Origin of the sequence: Paenibacillus sp. VMFN-D1 (assembly GCF_003386155.1) — a bacterium.
Classification (GTDB): domain Bacteria; phylum Bacillota; class Bacilli; order Paenibacillales; family Paenibacillaceae; genus Paenibacillus_AQ; species Paenibacillus_AQ favisporus.
On record NZ_QRDU01000003.1, the window covers coordinates 41,968 to 61,680 of the forward strand.

Genomic DNA, 19,713 nt, shown 5'->3' on the forward strand with positions numbered 1-19,713 from the left:
CTCCCGTGTATTGTTTATAAATGAGCTAGTCTTGCTCTGCAAAAGTCACTTTGCCGTCATCCAGTGCCGCCACGCGGACCAGTGACTCGACACGGTAACCGGCTTCCTTCAGCAGCCGCCCGCCGGGCTGGAACGCCTTCTCGATCACGATGCCGATTCCGGCAACGGTCGCGCCCGCCTGCTCCACGATCCGGGCCAGTCCAAAGGCCGCTTCGCCGTTCGCCAGAAAGTCGTCGATGATCAGCACCCGGTCCCCCGGCTGGATGAACTTTTTGGCCACCGTAATTTCGTTCGTTTCCTGCTTGGTGAAGGAGTATACTTTTTCTACAAAAATATCGTCACGAAGCGTCAATGACTTCTGCTTTCTTGCAAAGATCATCGGCACTTCCAGCTCCAAAGCGGTCATAATTCCAGGGGCAATCCCGGACGATTCGATCGTAAGCACCCGGTTTACGGCCTCCCCGGCAAACCGGCGCGTAAACTCGCGGCCGACTTCCTTCATTAGAACAGGATCCATCTGGTGGTTCAGGAACGAATCCACCTTCAGCACCTGATTGCTAAGCACGATCCCTTCATCCAGTACTTTCTGCTTAAGTAATTGCAACTTGCTTCCCCCTTTGATGACGTTCCATTCCTCTGTAAAAATACAAAAAAGCCCATCTCTTCCCCTGCCTTGATCGGCGGAAATAGACGGACTCAGGACAAACTCAAAAATTCCGGACAAGCGCCCGAAAAATATCGTTCATCCCGTAGTCCGATCATTCCGGTGATCGGGTAGAGACATGCAGGCCGATTCCTGCACATATACGAGAAACCTATATTCATTCATAGACTGATGAAATGACAATGCATGAAGTATAACGCATAATGGGCTGAAAAATAAAGAGGTATTTGATGGACAATTTGAAAACATTTCAGAAACAAATACCAGTTTCAATGTTACAATGCCCTATAGAAGATCTGCTAGAATAGATGCATGACATTCAGGAGGTTTAGTGAAATGAAAGGATTTATTCATGAGTTTAAAGAATTTGCAGTGCGCGGCAACGTGATCGATCTGGCCGTCGGGGTCATTGTGGGGGGAGCTTTCGGGAAAATCGTCTCCTCGATTGTGAGCGACATTATTATGCCGCCGATCGGGGTGCTTCTTGGCGGTGTGAACTTCTCCGATCTCATTATCCGCCTGACCGGAAAAACCATGAAAGACGGCAGTAAGGTGAACACGCTCGCGGAGGCGAAAGAGGTCGGAGCACCCGTCATTGCTTACGGGCAGTTTCTGAACACGGTGATCGATTTTCTGATTATCTCGTTCTGCATTTTTCTGCTCGTTAAGGGCATCAACTGGATCAAAAACCGGGAGCACGAAAAGCCCGAGCCGGAGAAAACAACCAAGGAATGCCCGTACTGCCTGTCGGAGATTCCTGCGGCAGCTACGCGCTGTGCGCACTGCACCTCTGTGCTGGATACCGATCCCGAGCCGCTGCAGGCTTGAGGGGACCGAGCAAGTAGACAGACCCTGACCGAGCGGACTTGATGGAGAGCTTGCTCTCCTGAAGGTTTGCAGGTGTTATCCTTTTCTATCAAAAAAGACCGCCAGCCCCTTTCGGAATTCACTTCCGGGATCAGAGGCCGAGCGGTCCTTTTGGCATCAGCGTGCTGATGACGTTTTTCAAATCACGGTCTTCCGTGTACTTCTCTTTTCCGGTGTCCAGCTCCGTGATCCGTATCGACGTATACCCCGCGCCCGGGTCGAGCGGAACAAATTGCAGCTGTTCCCTTTCGGAGGCCCTCACGTTATATTTCATATCCTTAAACATTTGAATAAGCTGATCTTCGGTGGGGCGTCCGTCCTCCCCCGTCCAGATCAAGCCTCGCAGCTGCTTGTTCCCTTCCGGATATTTGACCTCAAACCGTACGATGCATTCCATCAATGTTTCCCCCTTCCTCTGTTCATGATCAAAACGCTATACTTCAAAGCTTATTTTCAGCAGCCTGTCTCCAGTCTTGCTACTTTTCCGGTAATCCTCCATAATTCAAAAATAGGAATGGAGGTTTCGCCACATGAAGAAAGAGTTCTTCGACATTTATAACGACGACCACGAATGGATCGGCACCGCTCCGCGCGAAGAGGTTCATGCCAAGGGTTATCTCCACCATACGTTCCACTGCTGGATCGTGCGCGATACGCCGGGTGGACGTAAGGTTCTATTCCAGAAGCGCCAGACGTCCAAAGACACCTTCCCGGGTTATTACGATATTACCGCAGCCGGACATCTGGCGGCTGGAGAAACCGTCGCCGATGCAGTCCGGGAGCTCGAGGAAGAACTCGGCGTCACCGTCAGCCTGGACCAGCTGATCCCGCTCGGCACCGCCGATTATGAGAATCGGGGGACAGCCGGGGGAAAAGCTTTTATCGACAGGGAGAGATGCTTCATCTTCGGCGCCAAGCTAGATCTGCCGTTAGCCGCCTACAAGCTTCAGGCCGAGGAACTGACGGGTCTCTACGAAGCCGGCCTGGACGATGCCCTGAAACTGGCGAATGGCGAGATCGGGGAAATGCAGGCAACCGGCATCCTTTCGGAACCGCGGCCTGCTTCCGACACCGAAACCTTTGCGTGTACAGTGAGCTTACAGCAATTTGTACCGCATAACAGTGATTATTATCACACCGTTTTTATGAAGCTGCGCGAACTGTAACGGGATTCGCACATCCCAAAACCCCGAGACCCCGGTGCGGCCGATCCGTCGCAAAGAATCAGAGAATCGTTCATGCCATGAACCATCTAACGCCGGACTTCATTAGACAAAACGGGTCCCGTCTCAACGGTACCCGTTATCGTGCTTTATACTTCCTCCGAATCCTCAGTACCGTCAAAATCCCCGATGGCTTCCGAGTCATCCTCGCGCGGATCGACTTCCACATACTTGCGGTAAATCCGCTCGTAAGCCGGACCGTACCGCTCCGCCAGCTCGCCCCCAAGGTCCTGCTCCACCTCGTAGAGCACCATTTCCTGTGTAAAATGGTGAAGCAGCAGCTCCACCATCACGGGATGCTCGGTGACCAGCGCCTGCGTCGCGCAGTCTTCCCCGCGCATGCCCAGCATGCACCAGCGGCGGTCAATGACGAAAGAGAACTTGCGGCCTTTCAAAGTGTGCCGGCCCCCTGCGTCCTGATTCCACGCCGGCCAGGGAAGCAGCCGCTCCATGCCCGTATCGCTGCCGATACAGGACCAGAGCAGCTTCACCCCCCGCTGCTCCGCCTGCTCCAGCTCGCTGCGCATCAAAGCCGCTTCCTCGCGCCAGACGTCGACGACGATTTCGTGCTCCGCCCGCTCGAGCTCTCGGGCCAGCGCCTCCATGACGTTCCGGTCCCCTTCCACGTTGTAGAAGGGCTGCTGATCCGGCTCTACCCGCGGCATCCGGTTTTCGATGAACGAAAGCGATTCCTTCATCTGCCCGGCGATCATCCGGGTGAGCTCCTCCGTCTTCAGCATGCTGTAACGGACCGGATCCCCTTCGCTACGGTGCAGATATCCCTGCTGGCATAACCGCTGCAGCGTAGAGTACACATTGGAACGGGACACGCCCAGCCCCTTGGCCACCTCATATCCGGAGGACGGGCCCTTGCCCGCCAGCTCCACCATTATTTTCGCTTCCATCTCCGTGAATCCCAGATTCCGCAGATGATGTAGCAGTTGTTCCATTACGTTTTGTCCTCCCAAGCTGCCTAAAACCGCTGTCCGCCAAAAAAGCTTCTATTAAGCGTAATCGTTTGTTTCTCGCACCCCTAAATCTGTTCCGCACCGCATCTCGGGCACCACTTTGAGCCCTTAGGCAGGTCTGCACGGCAAATCTGGCATTTGACCGTATCGCGCGGACCTTCTTCACGCGCCCCCGTATCGCCGTCTCCGCTGTTTTCCTTCCAATAGCGGATGCGGCGGTCCAGCTCCAGCTGGCGTTCCCGCTCGCGTTCGAGCTCCTCGGCCTGGCGCCGCTCCCGCTCCGCTTCCGGGTCATTTTCGTCGGTAAGGTCAAGATCATCCCACGCTTCCCTCATCGGAAACTCATAGTCGTAGTCCTGTTCCACCGCGGCTGCGGCTTCCTGCTGGCCGGAATATTCCCGCTCCTCCGGTTCTTCCCGGTAGGATGGCTCATCTTGGGCCTTGCTCCCGAAAATCGCTTCTTCATCAAAAGCAAAACCGACCGGTTTGACGGGCTCGCTCGGCTTCACCCCATCATCCGCCAGCTTTCTTCCGCAGGACGGACAGAAGTTGGCATCCAGCGTGGCGACGTATCCGCATTTGCACAGCCGCTCGTTTTTCAGCTCGGCAATCCGGGTACGCAGCTCATCGATTTCTTCCTGAAGCAGGTCGCAGGATTTGCACAGGTCGACCATTTCCTTCTCGGCCTTGCTCATATCGCCAATGCGGTAGCCTTCGTAGAAGACTTTTCCCATCTCTCTGTAGTGAATGCCCATTTCCCGTTCGATGTCGGCAATCTGGCTGTTCAGCTTGCTGACCTCCAGCGTTCCCTGAGCCTTTTCCGTTGCGCGGTTAGCCCCTTCTTTGAGGCGCTGAATAATGTTCATGAGTTCTCTCCTCCAGTTTCCATGTCATCCCATTTATTCATTTCAAATGATCATTTACAATAGTAATCTGTGCCCTTGAGCTCATATCATCTGCCCAGGCCGCTGCCCGGGCTGCCTATTACCAAGATACCATGCCGGAGCTTTCCTGTGAAATCCGGGCCTGCCGTCAAACGGCTATGAATCCGGGAGCTTGGAATCGAGCGGCTGCAGGCGCATCCTTTCCGGATGTGCATATATCATACCAAATTTACAGTGCACTTGTGAAAAAGGCAATCCCTTACAGCCATAAAAGGAGGTCCTATCGATGGCTCAGCCCCCCATACATCTGAATGTTTCGATACATAGCGTGCCTGCGAAGGTGCCCTCTTCCTCACCGGTTCCCCAAGCACGCCCCGCGTCCCTCTCCACCAGCCGGGAGTTGGTGGGCGCAGGCGACGCGGACGCGTTTTTCTTTCGCGAACTGGAGCGGATGGGCATCCTGCTGAACGCCCCGCAGATCGATGCCGTACGCCACGGCGACGGGCCAATGCTCGCCCTTGCGGGCGCCGGCTGCGGCAAAACGACCGTTCTGGCCGCCCGGACGGCTTACCTGATCGCGGTCCGCGGCATTCCGGGTTCACGGATTTTGCTGGTCACTTTTACGAGCAAGGCCGCCAAGGAGATCAAGGAAAGAATCGGACGCATGCCCGGCATTTCCGCAGCCGCGGCCCGTGCCGTAGAAGCGAGGACGTTCCATTCCTTCGGACTGCTGCTGCTCCGCCAGCACGGATATACCGAGCAAATTTTTGGCGAATTCACGGCTCAGCACACCATTATGAAAATGATTTTGCGCCGCCTGGATCACACCGGATCCTATCAGCCCGAGACGCTGCTGGCGGCGCTGTCCGCCTGGAAAATGCAGGGCGGATGGCCGGCTGACCTGCCTGAGGCAACCAAAGAAGAATCCGCCGTCAAACGCATTCTGCTCGGCTATGAAGATTGGAAGGCACAGCGGAACCAGTGGGACTTTGACGACATCCTCCTGCATGCCCGGAAGCTGCTCGACAACCCGGCTACGCTGAAACGGCTGCAGGACCGCTTTCATTATTTGATGGTCGACGAATTTCAGGACACCAACGCGATCCAGTACGACCTGGTCCGGCGGCTGGCCGAGCCCCGGCACAATTTGGCGGTCGTCGGGGACGATGACCAGACCATTTATTCGTTTAACGGAGCCCGGCAGGAATCGATCCTTGAGTTCGACCGCGTCTATCCGGGTACCAAAATCGTGAATCTCAACATCAATTACCGGAGCGACAGCCGGATTCTCGGCCTGGGGAGCGCCCTCGTCCGGCATAACCGGCAGCGCCGACCCAAGGAGCTGCTGGCGGCGGGAGCCCGCGGCTTTAAGCCTGCCTACTTGACTCCGGCAACCCCGGATGAAGAGGCACGATGGGTCGTTCAGCATATCCAGGAGCATGTCGGCCGGGACGGGCTGGACTACGACGATATCGCCATTTTGCACCGGACGTCCGACAGCAGCCGTGCCGTACTGGAGCAGCTGCTGCTGTGCGGGATTCCTTTTGTCCAGTTCGGCAGCGCACCGGTGTTCTACGACCAGACATTGATCAAACCGCTGATGGATCACCTGCGGCTGAGCCTGACGCCCCGGCGGAAGGAATCGCTGCAGAGCGTGCTGGGTCCTTTGTATGTACCGAAAGAGGACGGTATGGCTTATATCCGGCAGCAGGAGAAGCTCCAGGCCAAAAAGTACCCGCTCATCCATCTCGCCCGGTGGGAACGGCTTCAGCCTTTTCAGCAGGAGGCGGTCAAGGAGCGCATCCGGTTCATCAAGTCGCTGAAATCCCTCAAACCGGCCTATGCCATTCAGGAAATGCGCAGACAGTTCTACGACAAGTACCTTCAGGCAGGCGATCCTCTCATTTATACCCAGTATAAAGAGATGGTGAGCGATACGCTGGAGGAGTTCGAGAGCGCGGCTGGACGCTTTGATACCGTCGAGGAGTTCGTGGCTTATGCGGACGAGCTGACGGCCCGCCATGAGCAAATGGAGGCAGCCCGGGAGGAACGGAACGGCAGCGCCGTTCAGCTCATGACGATCCACCGGGCGAAGGGGCTGGAGTTCCGCCAGGTGTATTGGATCGGCGCCAGCGAAGGGATTCTCCCGCACAGCTCCGCTTTGAAGAAGCAGCCTCCGGCCGATATCAAAGCCGGGCAAGCGCTGACGGACGAGCAGCAGCTGGCGGCCGCGGCGCTGGAGGAGGAACGGCGCCTCGCATATGTCGCGGTCACGCGGGCCAAGGAGAGGCTGTATATCAGCTCGCCCGCGTACTACCACGGCAAGCCGTCGGCGCCTTCCCGCTTTTTGCATGAAGCTTTTGGCATCCTGCCCCAACAGGACTCGCCCAAGCCCGTTTCACCCAGACGCTGAGGTGTTTTCCTGATTCAAACCGGCCGGTCCCGTGTAAAAAGCAGTAAAAGCGTTCATGCCTGTCCGGAGCATCCACCGGAACTTGCCAACACACGGGATGCGCGGATGCCATGGATAAGGGAGGAATCTGCCTTATGGATACCGATAAGAAGCGTTACTATATTTCTGTGAGCCATCAGCTGATTCAAGATGTGCCTAATGATTCTGCCGAATATGAGGTCCTGATGACCGAGACGGAAGTGTCGAAGCTGCGGGATCTGCTGGAGGATCTCACCAAGGAAGACGAGTATGCGTTCAAGCGCACCTTTGTTCCGTATAAATCGGCCGACCATGATGAAGCGGCTGATGAGTATAACGATAGACTGATCGCCGTGTATGCTTATCTGCATGAGATCGGGGACGAAAAAACGCGGCGCACGATCGAGGATATGAATATTTTAGGTAAAATGCAGCATACCGACTACCACGATGAAGGTTATGAAGGATCTCCTCTGAACAAATAAAGGGTGATTTCCATATTCCTTTCCGGCCCTTGCCCCGCCTGACTTTCCGGTACCCCGGTATATGGAATTCGGGCGGATGGCAGGGGCTTTTGCGGCCTTTACAGGATTGCTGCACTGCCGTCTTGCTTTGCTTCACCCTCCTATTTTCAGGTAAAATGATTACATAAATAGAATGAACTACAGCAGCCATTTCTTTCATTCATTCTATACAGCACCCCAATTTGCAGATAGGTAGGAGATTGGCATGAACGAACAGCAGAATCAACAGCTCGTCGTAAGTCCCGTAACGTTGAAAGACCTCCATCAGCTCGATATAGATAACAACCTGCTCCGTCAATTTGAAGAGTGGAAGAAGCTTCCGATGCTGTACAAACTGGCCCTGGAAGAGCTTCAGAGCAAAATCAAGCTGATCAAGACCGAACTGAAGCTGCAGGACGGTTACAGCCCCATCGAACATATCAAGGTCCGGATCAAGGAACCCAAGAGCATCATGAACAAAATGGAGCGCAAAGGATATGAGCTGACGATGGATAATATCCTGAATCATATCCACGATATCGCCGGCATGCGGATCGTCTGCGCGTTTGTCCAGGACATTTACCGGCTGCTTGACCATTTAACCCACCGCGACGACATCCGGCTGATCGAGGTCAAGGATTATATCGCCCATCCGAAGCCGAACGGCTACCAGAGCCTGCACGTCATCGTGGCCGTGCCGCTGATTCTGATCGAAGGCACCCGCTGGATGAAGGTTGAAATCCAGATGCGGACCTTGGCCATGGATTTCTGGGCGAGCATGGAGCATATTATTTTCTACAAATATGACAAGCAGGTTCCGCCTCATGTGGTGGCTGAGCTGAAAGAAGCTTCCCTGGCCGCCGACAAGCTGGATCACCAGATGCTCCGGCTCCGCCAGGAGATTCTTGCGGAGAACGGCGATTTGATCGAGGGAGCTCTGCATGAAATGCACGAGGGAGAAAGCTGATACCGGGTGAAATTTGAGGTTGCGAAAGACCAGCGACCATGGATCGAGTTATATAACGATTGAATAGTGAAACAAAGCCGTCCCCTAACTAGGGGACGGCCTATTGGCGTATATCTAGATGGAACATCATTACAGCTTCATGTTCGTTTCGTCAAAATAGTCCTCGAGCGCAAGCCCGCTCCGGGCGATGTCCGGTGCCAGGTCCGTTCCGATATAGCGGATGTGCCACGGCTCGTACACGTAGCCGGTCACGCTCTCCATTCCGTCGGGATACCGGACGATAAAGCCGTATTCCGCGGCATGCGCCGCAAGCCAGCGCCCTTCCTCGGACGAGCCGAATACCGCCCCCAGCACGTTGCCGACGCTGGGGCTCGAAACGTCCATCGTCAAGCCCGTCTGATGCTCGCTCGTCCCAGGGACGGCGCTGACGCGGGCGGCTTCCTCCGCCCCCTTAGTGCGGACATGCTGCCCGTAAACGGCCTGCTGGCGCTCATACGAGCGGTAGCCGGAGACGGCCCGAAGCTCCAAGCCGGCCTGCGACGCCCCGGCGAACAGCCTTTCGAGTGCAGCGGCGGCTTCCTTTCGCAGCTGCCGTTTCTCATGGTGCCCGTCGAACGTAAAGGGCACGTCCGGTTCCACGAGGTCGGGAGGGGCATACCCTTCCGGAAGGCTGCGCTGCTTGTTGACTACCACGGTGACCGCATCCGGATTGGTCACCACCTGCTTCCCGTTCATGGTTCGGGCCGTAGCCTGCAGCGAATTTTCGCTGCGCTTGGCCAGTACGGGGTCGGCGACCCGCTCAAGGCCCGCCTGCCCTCCAGCACCCGAATCTCCGGGGGCGTGCAGGGCTTGTCCGCTCTCCCGTCCTGCCCCCTCCGACCGCTCGCAGCCGCTGAGCACGACGGACGCCGAGAGGATCAGCGCCGCCAGAAGGCAGGCGCCCCGGCTTCCGGCGCGGGATGGCCCGGTCATGTTCTTTTCTCCGAAGCCGGAGCCGAGGCCGCGGCTGGGGCTGGGGCCAACCCAGCGGCAGCCGGTGGTACCCTCTTCAGCTGCTCTTTGGCTCTCGCCGCCGTCTGCGTCTTGATCGAGCGGATTACCTGCCGGGCTGCCGTCACCTTGGGCAGGAGGCCCGACCAATCCTCCTCCGGCATATCCTTGGCGGGCACCGCCTTCAAATGGACGGCCACCTCCCGGTACGGCGCTCCCGGTTCATGCAGCATGCCCTGCTGCGCCGCTTCTGCCAGCCATTCGCCGGGAGACGGGCCGCCTTTGCCCTTCTCCTCCAGGGAAGACAGGTCGCTGTCGGCCAGCTTGGCATTCCCCGGCGGCAGGGAATCAGCCCAGTCGCCGAAGACCCGGCCGAGCAGCTCCTCGCGGGGAAGCCCCAGCAGTGCCAGCATAAGAAGCGGATCATCCGCCAAGCGCTGTCGGATGGCCGGCATCGACTCCGAAGCATGGGGGCATCCGTCTGCGCCGCAGCTGCAGACCGCCTCGCCCCAGGTCAGGGCGGTTTGCCCCAGCAGCTCATCCAGCCAAGGCAGCCGGCTTTCCTGAAGCAGTAAATAAAGGTCGGCGGGGCAATCGGCCAGCCTCTCCACGATGGTGCCTGCGGGCACAGCTCCGTCTACCGTCACCGGAATGCCGAGGGTCCATTCCTCACGGCCTTCTGCGGTTGTCCCTTGGGCCCGGATCAATCCGGGTTCCGCCTCCACGATCAGCTCCGTTCGGTCTTTACCTTGTGCCTTCATCCGTTGTTCCCTCCTTTGAGAAGACTTGAATCAGCCAACTGCAGTGCTGCGCTGAACCATAGGATACCCTTGCAGAACCTACTTCATTTCATTTCCATCAGAAGCGAGATCAAAGTACAGCTTTAGTTTGGCTTAGAAGACTTAGAAGGTCCCAAGCCAAGCCTACATCCTACATCCAGTCTTCCCCTTGCAGCATGATCAATTCCTTCAGCTCGTGATCCGACATCTCGGTCAGCCACGTTTCTCCCGAACCGACGACCTGCTCGGAGAGCGACTTTTTATGCTCGATCAGCTCGTCGATCCGCTCCTCGAGCGTCCCCTGACAGATCAGCTTGTGAACCTGCACGTTTTTCTGCTGTCCGATCCGGAATACCCGGTCCGTCGCCTGATTCTCCACCGCCGGATTCCACCACCGGTCGTAGTGCAGCACATGATTGGCCCGGGTCAGATTCAGACCGACACCCCCCGCCTTCAGCGACAGTACGAAGAAGGAAGGGCCTTCGCCCTCCTGAAAGGCCATGACCATGTCGTCGCGCTCCTGTTTGGACACGCCGCCGTGAAGGAAGAACGGCGCCCTGCCGTAACGCTCCTTCAGCCTGGACACCAGAAGATGTCCCATCGCCACATATTGCGTGAAGATGAGCGCTGACTCCTGATTTTCCCGGATGTTGTCAAGCAGATCGAAGAGCCGCTCCATTTTCCCGGAAGACTCGGCTTTGGCGCCCCGCACGTCTTCCCTGCCGAGCAGAAGCGGCGAGTCGCAAATCTGCTTCAGCTTCGTCAGCGAGGACAGCACCAGCCCTTTCCGGGCGATCCCCGTCTGCTGTCCGATCTGGCCCATCATCTGGTCCACGACCGATTGGTACATCGCTCCCTGCACTTCGGTCAGCGTGCAGTAAGATTTGATTTCCAGCTTTTCCGGCAGATCCTTGCGGATGTCGGGATCGCTCTTCAGGCGTCTCATCATGAAGGGCGATACAAGCTTATGCAGCTCCTGCAGCTTCCCTGGCGCGACCTCTCCCGTCGTGTACCGCTGCCGGAACGACGTGGAAGAACCGAGATAACCCGGATTGAGGAATTGGAAAATCGACCACAGCTCACCGAGGCGGTTCTCCACCGGCGTCCCGGTCATCGCGATGCGGTGAGGCGCCGACAGCTTCATGACGCTCTGCGCCTGCTTGGTCCGGTAGTTCTTAATGTACTGCGCTTCGTCCAGCACGACGGTGGACCACAGCACCGAGGCCAGGTCGGAGCCGTCCCTTCCGGCCAAATGGTAGGTTGTCAGCACGACGTCATGCCGAAGCGCCTGCTCCAAAAATTCCTCTCCGTGAAGGCGGCGGTTGCCGTGATGAATGTACAGCGAGAGCCCGGGGGCGAAGCGCTGCATCTCGCGCTGCCAGTTGCCGAGCAGCGAGGTCGGGCACACGATCAGCACGGGAGGATTGCCTTCCTTGTGCTGCTCCAGCAGGCAGGTGATCACCTGCACCGTCTTCCCGAGACCCATGTCATCGGCCAGGCAGACGCCGAAGCCCATGTCCCGCATCGCCGCCAGCCATTGGTAGCCCCGCTCCTGATATGGGCGGAGCACGCCGTGCAGCGAAGCGGGAACCGGGCGGACAGGCACTTTCTTGGGCCCCTCCTCGCCAAGAAGGGACTGCAGGTAGCCCATCGTCTCCAGCTCCAGCACCGGAATGCCCTTCCAGGTGCGTTCACCGTCTTCTCCTGCACTGAGATGCATCCAGTCGGACATATTCATTTCGCCTTCGTCATGCTTCTTGATATAGCGCAGCACCTGGCGGATTTCCTTCAGATCCAGCTCGATCCATTCCCCGCGGAATTTCACGTACGGCAGGGTCGACTCGGCCAGCTCGGCCAATTCCTCCCGGGTGAGGGTATAGCCCTCAAGGGCGGCTTCCACCCGGAAGGAGACAAGCTGCTCCAGGCCGATGACCGGATGGCCGGGCGCGCCTCCGCCTGCATTTTCCGCCAGCATCTTCAGCGACAATCCCACGCGGCGGCGCCCCTTCCGGCTCCACCGGGAGGGCATCTGAACTGTGATGCCGGCTTTCGTCAGCTTCGGAACCGAGAGGCGGACAAAGGCGATCATTTCCTCCGTAGTGAGTTCGAGGCTCTCCGGAGCCGGGCCCCTCAGCGCTTCGGCCAGTTCCGGGGACAGCCTCGACGCATCGCCGAGCGCACGGAGCATTTGCTCCTGCACATTCGGAAAGACGCGACCGCGGCGGCTGATATCCCGTTCCCGATACGACCAGATAGCCCGGATGGGAATCCATGCCCCGAACTCATCCTGAAACTCAGCCCAGAACGAGACGCACCAGCGTTCCTCTTCCTCGGTATGGCAGGGCTCGAGCCGCAGTCCCAGCTGCATCCGGCCCTGTGCCGCAGCATCCCCGTTCTCCACGGCCGGAATCGAGGTCCCCCCCGTCTCACCAACCGCGGACGCCAGCTCCTCCATCTCTTCCGTGCTCCCCTGAACCGGGATCATCCGGCTGGCGGTCAGGGCGCTGTTCCACCACAGCTCCGCCACCGGGGAATATCCTCTCCGGTAATCGGCATGGTAGCGGGAAAATTTGCTCTCGTTCTCACGGATCACTTCCCGTACCTGTGCATGGATCATGGCGCCCATAAACGAGTGCAGCAAAAATGCCCCCGCTTCCTCCTTGGTCATCGCATCCCTGCCGGATAGCGCCGGTACTCCAAGCGCCACAGGCGGCATCGCCGCCGCCAGCTGCAGGAACCGCTCCGCGTCCTGCGGCTGGTTCAGGCTCGGCTTCCATTCCGCCGTCAGCGCCTGCTCGCCCGATTTGCGGCGGGTGCCGTTTGTCGGCACAGGGGCCGTACCCGGCGCGATACTGCCGCGCAGCATCAGCTCCAGGGCGAACCGGGCCGCTTGGGCCCAGTACCCCATCTCCGCCCCGGGCTCCATTCCCGCCTGCCGGATATAAGCTTCATCCCATGCGAGAAGCAGGCTGAAGGCGTCTGCGGCGCTCAGGGCAAGTCCCTCCAGCGTTCTGCCCATAAGCTGGCGCCGTTCCCCACGGCGGCTCGTACGCTGAACCGCATGCGCGGACGGGTACTTGAGCTCGGCCAGCCTGAGCGCAGCCTGGGCAAAAGGGCGCGTCCCGTCCGTCAGCGTCAGCTGCTTGACCACTTTGCTCCATGCATCCACTCTCGGTTCGGACATCTCTCCTGAAAAACAAAAAAACACATCGCCAAGCCATACGCCATAAAGCGGTTGATTCATGGTAGTCTCCTGTCGTATCCGTAATTACACATATACTTCCATCTTATACGAAAACGCATGAATTTAAAAACGAGATCCGGGTCTTTTTTAGGCATTTTTCACTATTTTTTTACGCTTTTTGCCCACCATGCGGCCGCCTGCCCTCTGCCGGACCTGATCATGCAGTATCAGAGTAAAAGCATCTCATTGACGAGCATTCAACGAAGCCTGACCGCATTTAACACCGTTTTTCTGGCAATACCAGGAATCAGACTCTCGAAAAATTAAATTTTCATTATCAAAAAAACTAAAAAAGCCGGAAACCGTCCCGGGAGCATGAATCTCCCTGAACCGGTTCCGGCTTGAATCCACCATAGATCTGTATATTGGCTGATCAGGCGGAGATTACCGCCCACTGTCCGCCTTCGGGCCGATCCTGGACCTGAATGATCAGGTCGCCGCTCTGGCCATCGACGGCCCACCCGAGCGCCCCCTGCTCCATTTGCTCAAGCGTCACCTGCCCGAGCCCTTCAACTTCAGCCGGGCGGATCTTCGGCCGGCGCAGCACAAAGCGGAGGCGTTCGCGATTCGCTTCATACTGCCGATGCGGGTACGCATACGACAGGACAAGCCGGCCTTGCTCGGCCCGCACCTTCAGCTCCAGCTCACTGTAAGCTCCAACTTCGTAGCCGTAGCTCACCCCGTCATCTTCATACAGGCGGTAAGAAGCCGCATAGTCACCTTCCGCTTCCGCGCCGTATACATGGAACGTCACCGCATCATCCGCTCCGTCTTCCGCATGCTGCTTCAGCGGACCTTCCGCAATCACGCTGCCCGTCTTCACGTAGATCGGCATAACGGACAGCGGGCTGTGGGCCAGGATATACCTCCCGCCTTCATGCGCTTCGCCCGTCCAGTAGTCCAGCCAAGTCCCTTCAGGCAAGTAGACAGCTCGATGGTCGGTGTCCGGGCGATAGACCGGCGCGATCAGCACGTTGTCGCCGAGCAGGAATTGATCGCACAGATTCGTTACGTTCGGATCGTGCGGATACTCCAGAATGAGCGGGCGAATGACCGGCAGCCCGGTCACGGCCGCCTCATGGAACAGGTTGTACAATTGCGGCATCCAGCGGTATCGCAGGCCGATGTACTCCCGCAGGATAGCTTCGGCCTCTTCCCCGAACGACCACGGCTCCTGCCGCACCGTTTCGAGCGCCGAGTGGTTCCGGCAGTACGGGAAGAAGACGCCCATCTGCGTCCAGCGGATCAGAAGCTCCGCGGAGGTATGATGGGCGAAGCCGCCGATGTCTGGACCCGCGAACGCCAGGCCGGAGAGCCCCATGTTCAGCACCATCGGCATGGCCATGGCCATATGCTCCCAGAAGCTGCGGTTGTCTCCCGTCCAGACAGCCGCATACCGCTGGATGCCCGCATACCCGGCGCGGGTCAGCACAAACGGACGGCGGCGGTCCAGCTGCTCTTTCAGCCCTTCAAAGGTCGATTTGGACATAAGCAGGCCGTAGATGTTGTGCAGTTCCTCATGCGTCAGCGGTTTGCCGTTGTTGCGGTGCATCACGTCCAGATCCATCGTCTTGGATTCGTTGAACACCGCCGGCTCGTTCATGTCGTTCCATATACCTTCGATGCCGAGTTCCGTATAGAAGGCATGCTGATCCGCCCACCACTTCGCCGTGCGGTCGTCGGTGAAATCCGGGAAAGCGCTTGTCCCCGGCCATACCTCGCCGAAGAACAAATCTCCCTCCAGCTTCCTGCAGAAATGGTCCTCCCGGATCCCTTCCTGATAAATCGGGTATTTCGCATCCTTCTTGACGCCGGGATCCACAATCGGCACGATCCGAATCCCCATCTCCCGCAGCTCGCGGATCATGCCGGCCGGATCCGGAAACCGCACCGGATCGAACGTAAACACCCGGTATTCGTCCATATAATGAATGTCCAAATAAATGACGTCGCACGGAATCTGCTTCGCCCGGAACGTCCGTCCGAGCTCCAGCACCTCCTGCTGGTTCATGTAGCTGTAACGGGACTGATGATACCCGATCGCCCATTTCGGCGGCAGGTTGATCCGCCCGGTCAGAGCGGTGTAACGCTTGACGACATCCTTCAGCTCCGGCCCGTTGATGAAGTACAGGTCGTAGCTCCCTGTCGTGCAGCTGACCGTGAAGGCGACCCCATGGCTGCGCATGTCGAAATCCGACCGTCCCGGATTATCGAGGAACAGTCCACAGCTGATGCCGCCGTGCATATGAATCAGCAGCGGAATCGACTCGTACAGCGCCTCGATTTCCGGCATATGCGGAGCGTATACGTCGGTGTTCCAGTTCGTGTACCGCTCGCCGCGTTTATCGAGAAAGCTCGATTTCTCCCCGAGTCCGTAGAAATGGGAATCCTGCGGCATGTCGTACACGCCGAAGGCCGATCCGTCCGGGCTGAAGGTGATGCTCTTCTGCTCGGCCAGCACGGTTCCTGCCAGGTCCCTGACGGTCATGGACAATCCCAGCTTGTCCAGCGTCACTTCCAGCGACGCCGTGCGGAACCGGACGCCCCCTTCCGTCTCCTCCAGCTGTGCCTGGACCTCGCCCCCTGCCGCAGTGGCCGGATCGATAGCGACCGTAGTCGACATTTCCGGATCATTTCCGAGGAAATATTTAATGCGCAGCATGTCGTCCGTGACGAATTCCACGGCCGCTCCCCCGCGTTCCGTTCGTACCCAGTAGGTTCCTTCTCTTTTTTCCACGCCGGTATAGATACCCAGGTTCTCCCAAGCCTCCTGCACAATGACAGGTCCGTCTTTATCCGGCCGGATTGCTTCGCTGCCCTCCATATCCTGCTTCCCTCCTCTAAGATGAAGAGGCTCCCTTTCATTGGTTCAAAAGGAAGCCTCCAGGTCATTCGTATGCTGCTTAAGCTATTATTTTTTTAAATTATCCCACGTTTTTTGGAAGTCCTCGAACAGCTTGGCCTTGTCGGTCTTGCCGGCGATATACCCCTGCATGCTTGCGCCAAATTCGTTCCAGGCGCCTTCCGGGAATCTCGCGAACTGCCAGCTCAGCAGCTTGTTCTCTTTGCTGTATTTCAACACTTCCGCGCCGAGCGCCCCCAGATCCTCTTCAGTGGCGTTAATGCTCTTGAAGGCCGGAATGAACTTGAATTCCTTGGTGATATAGTTTTTGCCCTCGTCGGAGGTGACGAGCCAGTTCAGGAATTCCTTCGCGTCATCCTTCACCTTGGAGTTTTTGTTGATGACCCAGTTGTTCGGTACGCCAACGAGCAGCTTGTCGTTCTCCTCCGCGTTGTCGTTGATCGGCATCGGCAGGATCCCGATATTCATGTTCGGCGTGATGCCGTCGATCTGCACCTGCGTCCAGTTGCCCTGCTGCGTCATAGCTGCCTGTCCGTTCGCAAACATCGTCATTTCCGTGTTGTAGTCGGTCGTCAGCGGATTTTTGTTGCTGTATTTCAGCGTCAGGTCAAACAGATTCATGAACTGGTCCATTTGCTCGTTGCCGGCAAACTTGGCCGTTCCGTTGTTGAGGCCCTCAATGTAAGCGCCCGGATCCTTCTGATGGGCAAAAGCCACGTTCAGCGAGTGCTGGCCGAGAATCCAGCCTTCCTGGTATCCGTTGACGAACGGGGTGATGCCCGCGTCTTGAAGCTTTTTGGCAGCTGCCTCAAGCTCGGTTAACGTCTTCGGAATATCGGTAATGCCCGCCTTTTTGAACAAGTCTTTATTGTAGACAAAGCCGTAGCCTTCAAGGTTCATCGGCATGCCATACACTTTGCCGTCCTTGGAGATTTGGTCCTTGGCGACATCCACCATATCGCCGACCCATTTTTCACCCGACAGGTCTTCCAGCTTGGCCTGCCACGTATCCAGATCGGTATAACCGCCTACGTTGAAAATATCCGGCTCCTCGCCCGATGCGAATTTCGCCTTCAGCGCCGCACCGTAATCCGAACCGCCGCCTACCGTCTGAATGTCAAGCTTCACACCAGGATGGCTGGCTTCATAGTCGGCTTTCAGCTTGTTGAGCGCCTCGGCAATCTCCACCTTGAATTGGAAAATGTGAATCGTCTTGGTGCCGCCGCTGCCGCCGCTCGCGCCTTCGGCGCTTTTATCTGTTTTGGAGCCGCAGCCGGCCAGTACTACGGAAAGTGCCAGCACGGAAGCCAGCGCCATTTTGGTCCGTTTTTTCATGATCAAGAATCCTCCCTTTTTGTTCTTGCGTATCAAGCGGAATGCTTCATTAAAATGTTCTCTCGTTGAAATCGCTTACTCCCTCATTATAGGGAACGGCCTGTCCCCCCGGCACTTACGATATTGATCAAACAGGGGGACGGGATTGACCTGTTGTTCGCAGCTGAAGGATTCAGCCTTTCACCGCTCCCTGCGTAATGCCTTCGACGATATATTTTTGCATAGCCAGGAAAAAGACGATGACCGGCAGAATGCCCAAGACGAGCGCCGGCAGGGCCAGATCCCACTGCTTTGTGAACTGTCCGAAGAAGGCGAAGGTCGCGATCGGAATCGTCCGCAGGTCCGGGCTTTGCAGCACCAGCGACGGCAGCAGGTAATCGTTCCAGATCCAGAGCGTGTTCAGAATGATAACGGTAACGAACATTGGCTTCATCAGCGGAACGACGATCCGGAAGAACGTGCCGTAAATATTCGTTCCGTCCACCGTGGCGGCTTCCTCGATTTCCAGCGGAATCGATTTGACGAAACCGTGGAACAGGAATACCGTCATCGGCACCCCGAAGCCGAGGTAACAGGCGATCAATCCCGGAATGCTGTTCATCAAGCCCAGCGTACTGGTGACTTTGACAAGCGGAATCATGATGGATTGGAACGGGATGACCATTGCAGCCACGAAAATCATAAACAGAAAGCGGTTGAACCGCGTATTGTGACGCACCATCCGGTACGAAGCCATGGCGCTGAACAGCGCCAGCAGCACGTTGCTGACCACGGTAATGACCAGCGAGTTCCACAGCGCCGACGGGAAGTTGGTAATGTCCCATGCCCGGCTGTAATTGTGCCACTCAAAGGTTTTCGGCCAGCTGGCGGAGTTCGTCAGCAGGTCGCCAAACGTTTTCACCGAGTTAACGAACAGAAAGTAGAACGGAACCAGGAAGAGCAGCGCAACCAGCACCATAATGATTTCGGTGACGAGCGTCCCCCAGCGGTATTGTTTGGATGCTTCCATTACGATTCGACCTCCTTGCTTTTCGTGATTTTAACCTGAAGGCTGGTAATGATGGCAACCACGACGAAGAAGATGATCGCTTTGGCGGTTCCAAGCCCGTAACGGTTGTTCTGGAATGCTTCATTATAAATGTTGAGCGCCACCGATTCCGTCGAGCGGAACGGTCCGCCCTTCGTCAGCGACAGGTTCAGGTCAAACATCTTGAACGACCAGGAAATGGCAAGGAACAGACAGACCGTAACGGCAGGCATCACCAGCGGCACGATGACCGATTTCAGAATTTGCAGCTTGCTGGCCCCGTCGATTTCGGCCGCTTCCAGAATATCTTTAGGGATATTATTAATCGAAGAAATGTAAATGACCATCAGGTAGCCCGCAGTTTGCCAGACGAACACGATAACGATGCCCCAGAAGGCGGTCGTTTCGTCCCCCAGCCAAGGCAGGTTGAAGAAGTGCCAGCCGGTAGCGCTGCCGAGCGCCGAGAAACCCTTTACAAAGATAAACTGCCAAATAAATCCTAGCAGCAGCCCGCCGATCACGTTCGGCATAAAGAAAATCGTCCGCAGCACATTGCGCGACTTCAATGGCTTGGTCAGGAAATAGGCAAGGAAAAATCCGAGCACATTGGTTACAATAATGCCGATGACCGTGAACCTTACCGTAAACCAGAAAGCCTTCCCAAAATCGGGATCATTGGTTATGATTTGTTTGAAATTGTCGAATCCGACCCAGGTGACGTCGCCGGATACCCCGTTCCAGTCGGTAAAGGAATAATATAAGCCCAGCAGGAACGGAACGACAATGATGATGAGAAAAAAAATCGTGGATGGCCCCACGAATATCAGCTGCTGGAGCAGCCCGGATGACTTTTGGCGATTCATCCTGATCTCCCCTTTACGATTCGTATATGACTATTTCAGTATGAGGGAAGCGGTTCTTCAATAACACGGAGGATCGTGAACCGTTAGGGGGAAAATATTGATATG

At 56.9% G+C, this 19,713-nt stretch carries 16 protein-coding genes and 1 riboswitch; of the genes, 5 read left to right on the top strand and 11 right to left on the bottom strand.

All coding sequences use genetic code 11. From position 1 onward, the window contains the following. Positions 1-25: 25 nt before the first annotated feature. The gene (locus C7820_RS21115) at positions 26-604 is read right to left on the bottom strand and encodes a xanthine phosphoribosyltransferase (RefSeq protein ID WP_116232725.1); all 579 of its coding nucleotides are present in this window, start codon (positions 602-604) and stop codon (positions 26-28) included. A 126-nt stretch (positions 605-730) separates the two neighbouring features. Continuing rightward, a riboswitch (purine riboswitch) is annotated at positions 731-830 on the bottom strand. 170 nt (positions 831-1,000) lie between these two features. Between C7820_RS21115 and mscL the strand changes: the two genes are divergently transcribed. Continuing rightward, positions 1,001-1,492, top strand: a complete 492-nt coding sequence (gene mscL / locus C7820_RS21120; protein WP_116232726.1) for a large conductance mechanosensitive channel protein MscL — start codon at positions 1,001-1,003, stop codon at positions 1,490-1,492. A 130-nt stretch (positions 1,493-1,622) separates the two neighbouring features. Here the strand turns inward: mscL and C7820_RS21125 are convergent, their stop codons facing one another. After that, entirely contained in the window at positions 1,623-1,928 is a 306-nt protein-coding gene (locus tag C7820_RS21125) for a hypothetical protein (protein ID WP_116232727.1), read from the bottom strand. Positions 1,929-2,061: 133 nt separating this feature from the next. Between C7820_RS21125 and C7820_RS21130 the strand changes: the two genes are divergently transcribed. Then, complete coding sequence (locus tag C7820_RS21130; protein WP_116232728.1) at positions 2,062-2,697, top strand: NUDIX hydrolase; 636 nt, start codon at positions 2,062-2,064, stop codon at positions 2,695-2,697. A 146-nt stretch (positions 2,698-2,843) separates the two neighbouring features. On the opposite strand, the gene C7820_RS21135 is transcribed toward C7820_RS21130, so the two are convergent. After that, entirely contained in the window at positions 2,844-3,704 is an 861-nt protein-coding gene (locus tag C7820_RS21135) for a TrmB family transcriptional regulator (protein ID WP_116232729.1), read from the bottom strand. Between the two features lie 83 nt (positions 3,705-3,787). Continuing rightward, positions 3,788-4,588 (bottom strand): zinc ribbon domain-containing protein, encoded by an 801-nt coding sequence (locus C7820_RS21140; RefSeq protein ID WP_116232730.1) that lies wholly within the window; start codon positions 4,586-4,588, stop codon positions 3,788-3,790. Between the two features lie 304 nt (positions 4,589-4,892). Between C7820_RS21140 and C7820_RS21145 the strand changes: the two genes are divergently transcribed. The 3 genes from C7820_RS21145 to C7820_RS21155 all read left to right on the top strand — a co-directional run bounded on the left by C7820_RS21145 (position 4,893) and on the right by C7820_RS21155 (position 8,507). After that, on the top strand, positions 4,893-7,019 hold the full coding sequence (locus C7820_RS21145; protein ID WP_116232731.1) for an ATP-dependent helicase: 2,127 nt from the start codon (positions 4,893-4,895) through the stop codon (positions 7,017-7,019). Positions 7,020-7,153: 134 nt separating this feature from the next. Then, a complete protein-coding gene (locus tag C7820_RS21150; RefSeq protein WP_116232732.1) occupies positions 7,154-7,522 on the top strand; it encodes a hypothetical protein in 369 nt (122 codons plus the stop codon). A 244-nt stretch (positions 7,523-7,766) separates the two neighbouring features. Further along, positions 7,767-8,507 (top strand): GTP pyrophosphokinase, encoded by a 741-nt coding sequence (locus C7820_RS21155; protein WP_076172861.1) that lies wholly within the window; start codon positions 7,767-7,769, stop codon positions 8,505-8,507. 129 nt (positions 8,508-8,636) lie between these two features. On the opposite strand, the gene C7820_RS21160 is transcribed toward C7820_RS21155, so the two are convergent. From C7820_RS21160 to C7820_RS21190, 7 genes are all read right to left on the bottom strand, one after another. Further along, a complete protein-coding gene (locus C7820_RS21160) occupies positions 8,637-9,479 on the bottom strand; it encodes a M15 family metallopeptidase (protein WP_116232733.1) in 843 nt (280 codons plus the stop codon). Beyond that, positions 9,476-10,258 carry a hypothetical protein gene (locus tag C7820_RS21165; protein WP_116232734.1) on the bottom strand — a complete coding sequence of 261 codons (783 nt, stop codon included), beginning with the start codon at positions 10,256-10,258 and terminating at the stop codon, positions 9,476-9,478. The genes C7820_RS21160 and C7820_RS21165 overlap by 4 nt, the downstream gene beginning before the upstream one ends. A gap of 169 nt (positions 10,259-10,427) precedes the next feature. Then, positions 10,428-13,520 (bottom strand): DEAD/DEAH box helicase, encoded by a 3,093-nt coding sequence (locus tag C7820_RS21170; protein WP_116232735.1) that lies wholly within the window; start codon positions 13,518-13,520, stop codon positions 10,428-10,430. Between the two features lie 373 nt (positions 13,521-13,893). After that, entirely contained in the window at positions 13,894-16,344 is a 2,451-nt protein-coding gene (locus tag C7820_RS21175) for a glycoside hydrolase family 31 protein (RefSeq protein WP_116232736.1), read from the bottom strand. Between the two features lie 87 nt (positions 16,345-16,431). Beyond that, entirely contained in the window at positions 16,432-17,718 is a 1,287-nt protein-coding gene (locus C7820_RS21180) for an ABC transporter substrate-binding protein (RefSeq protein ID WP_116232737.1), read from the bottom strand. Positions 17,719-17,890: 172 nt separating this feature from the next. Then, entirely contained in the window at positions 17,891-18,727 is an 837-nt protein-coding gene (locus tag C7820_RS21185; RefSeq protein WP_076172855.1) for a carbohydrate ABC transporter permease, read from the bottom strand. Further along, positions 18,727-19,608 (bottom strand): carbohydrate ABC transporter permease, encoded by an 882-nt coding sequence (locus C7820_RS21190; RefSeq protein WP_076172854.1) that lies wholly within the window; start codon positions 19,606-19,608, stop codon positions 18,727-18,729. The genes C7820_RS21185 and C7820_RS21190 overlap by 1 nt, the downstream gene beginning before the upstream one ends. Positions 19,609-19,713: the final 105 nt, after the last annotated feature.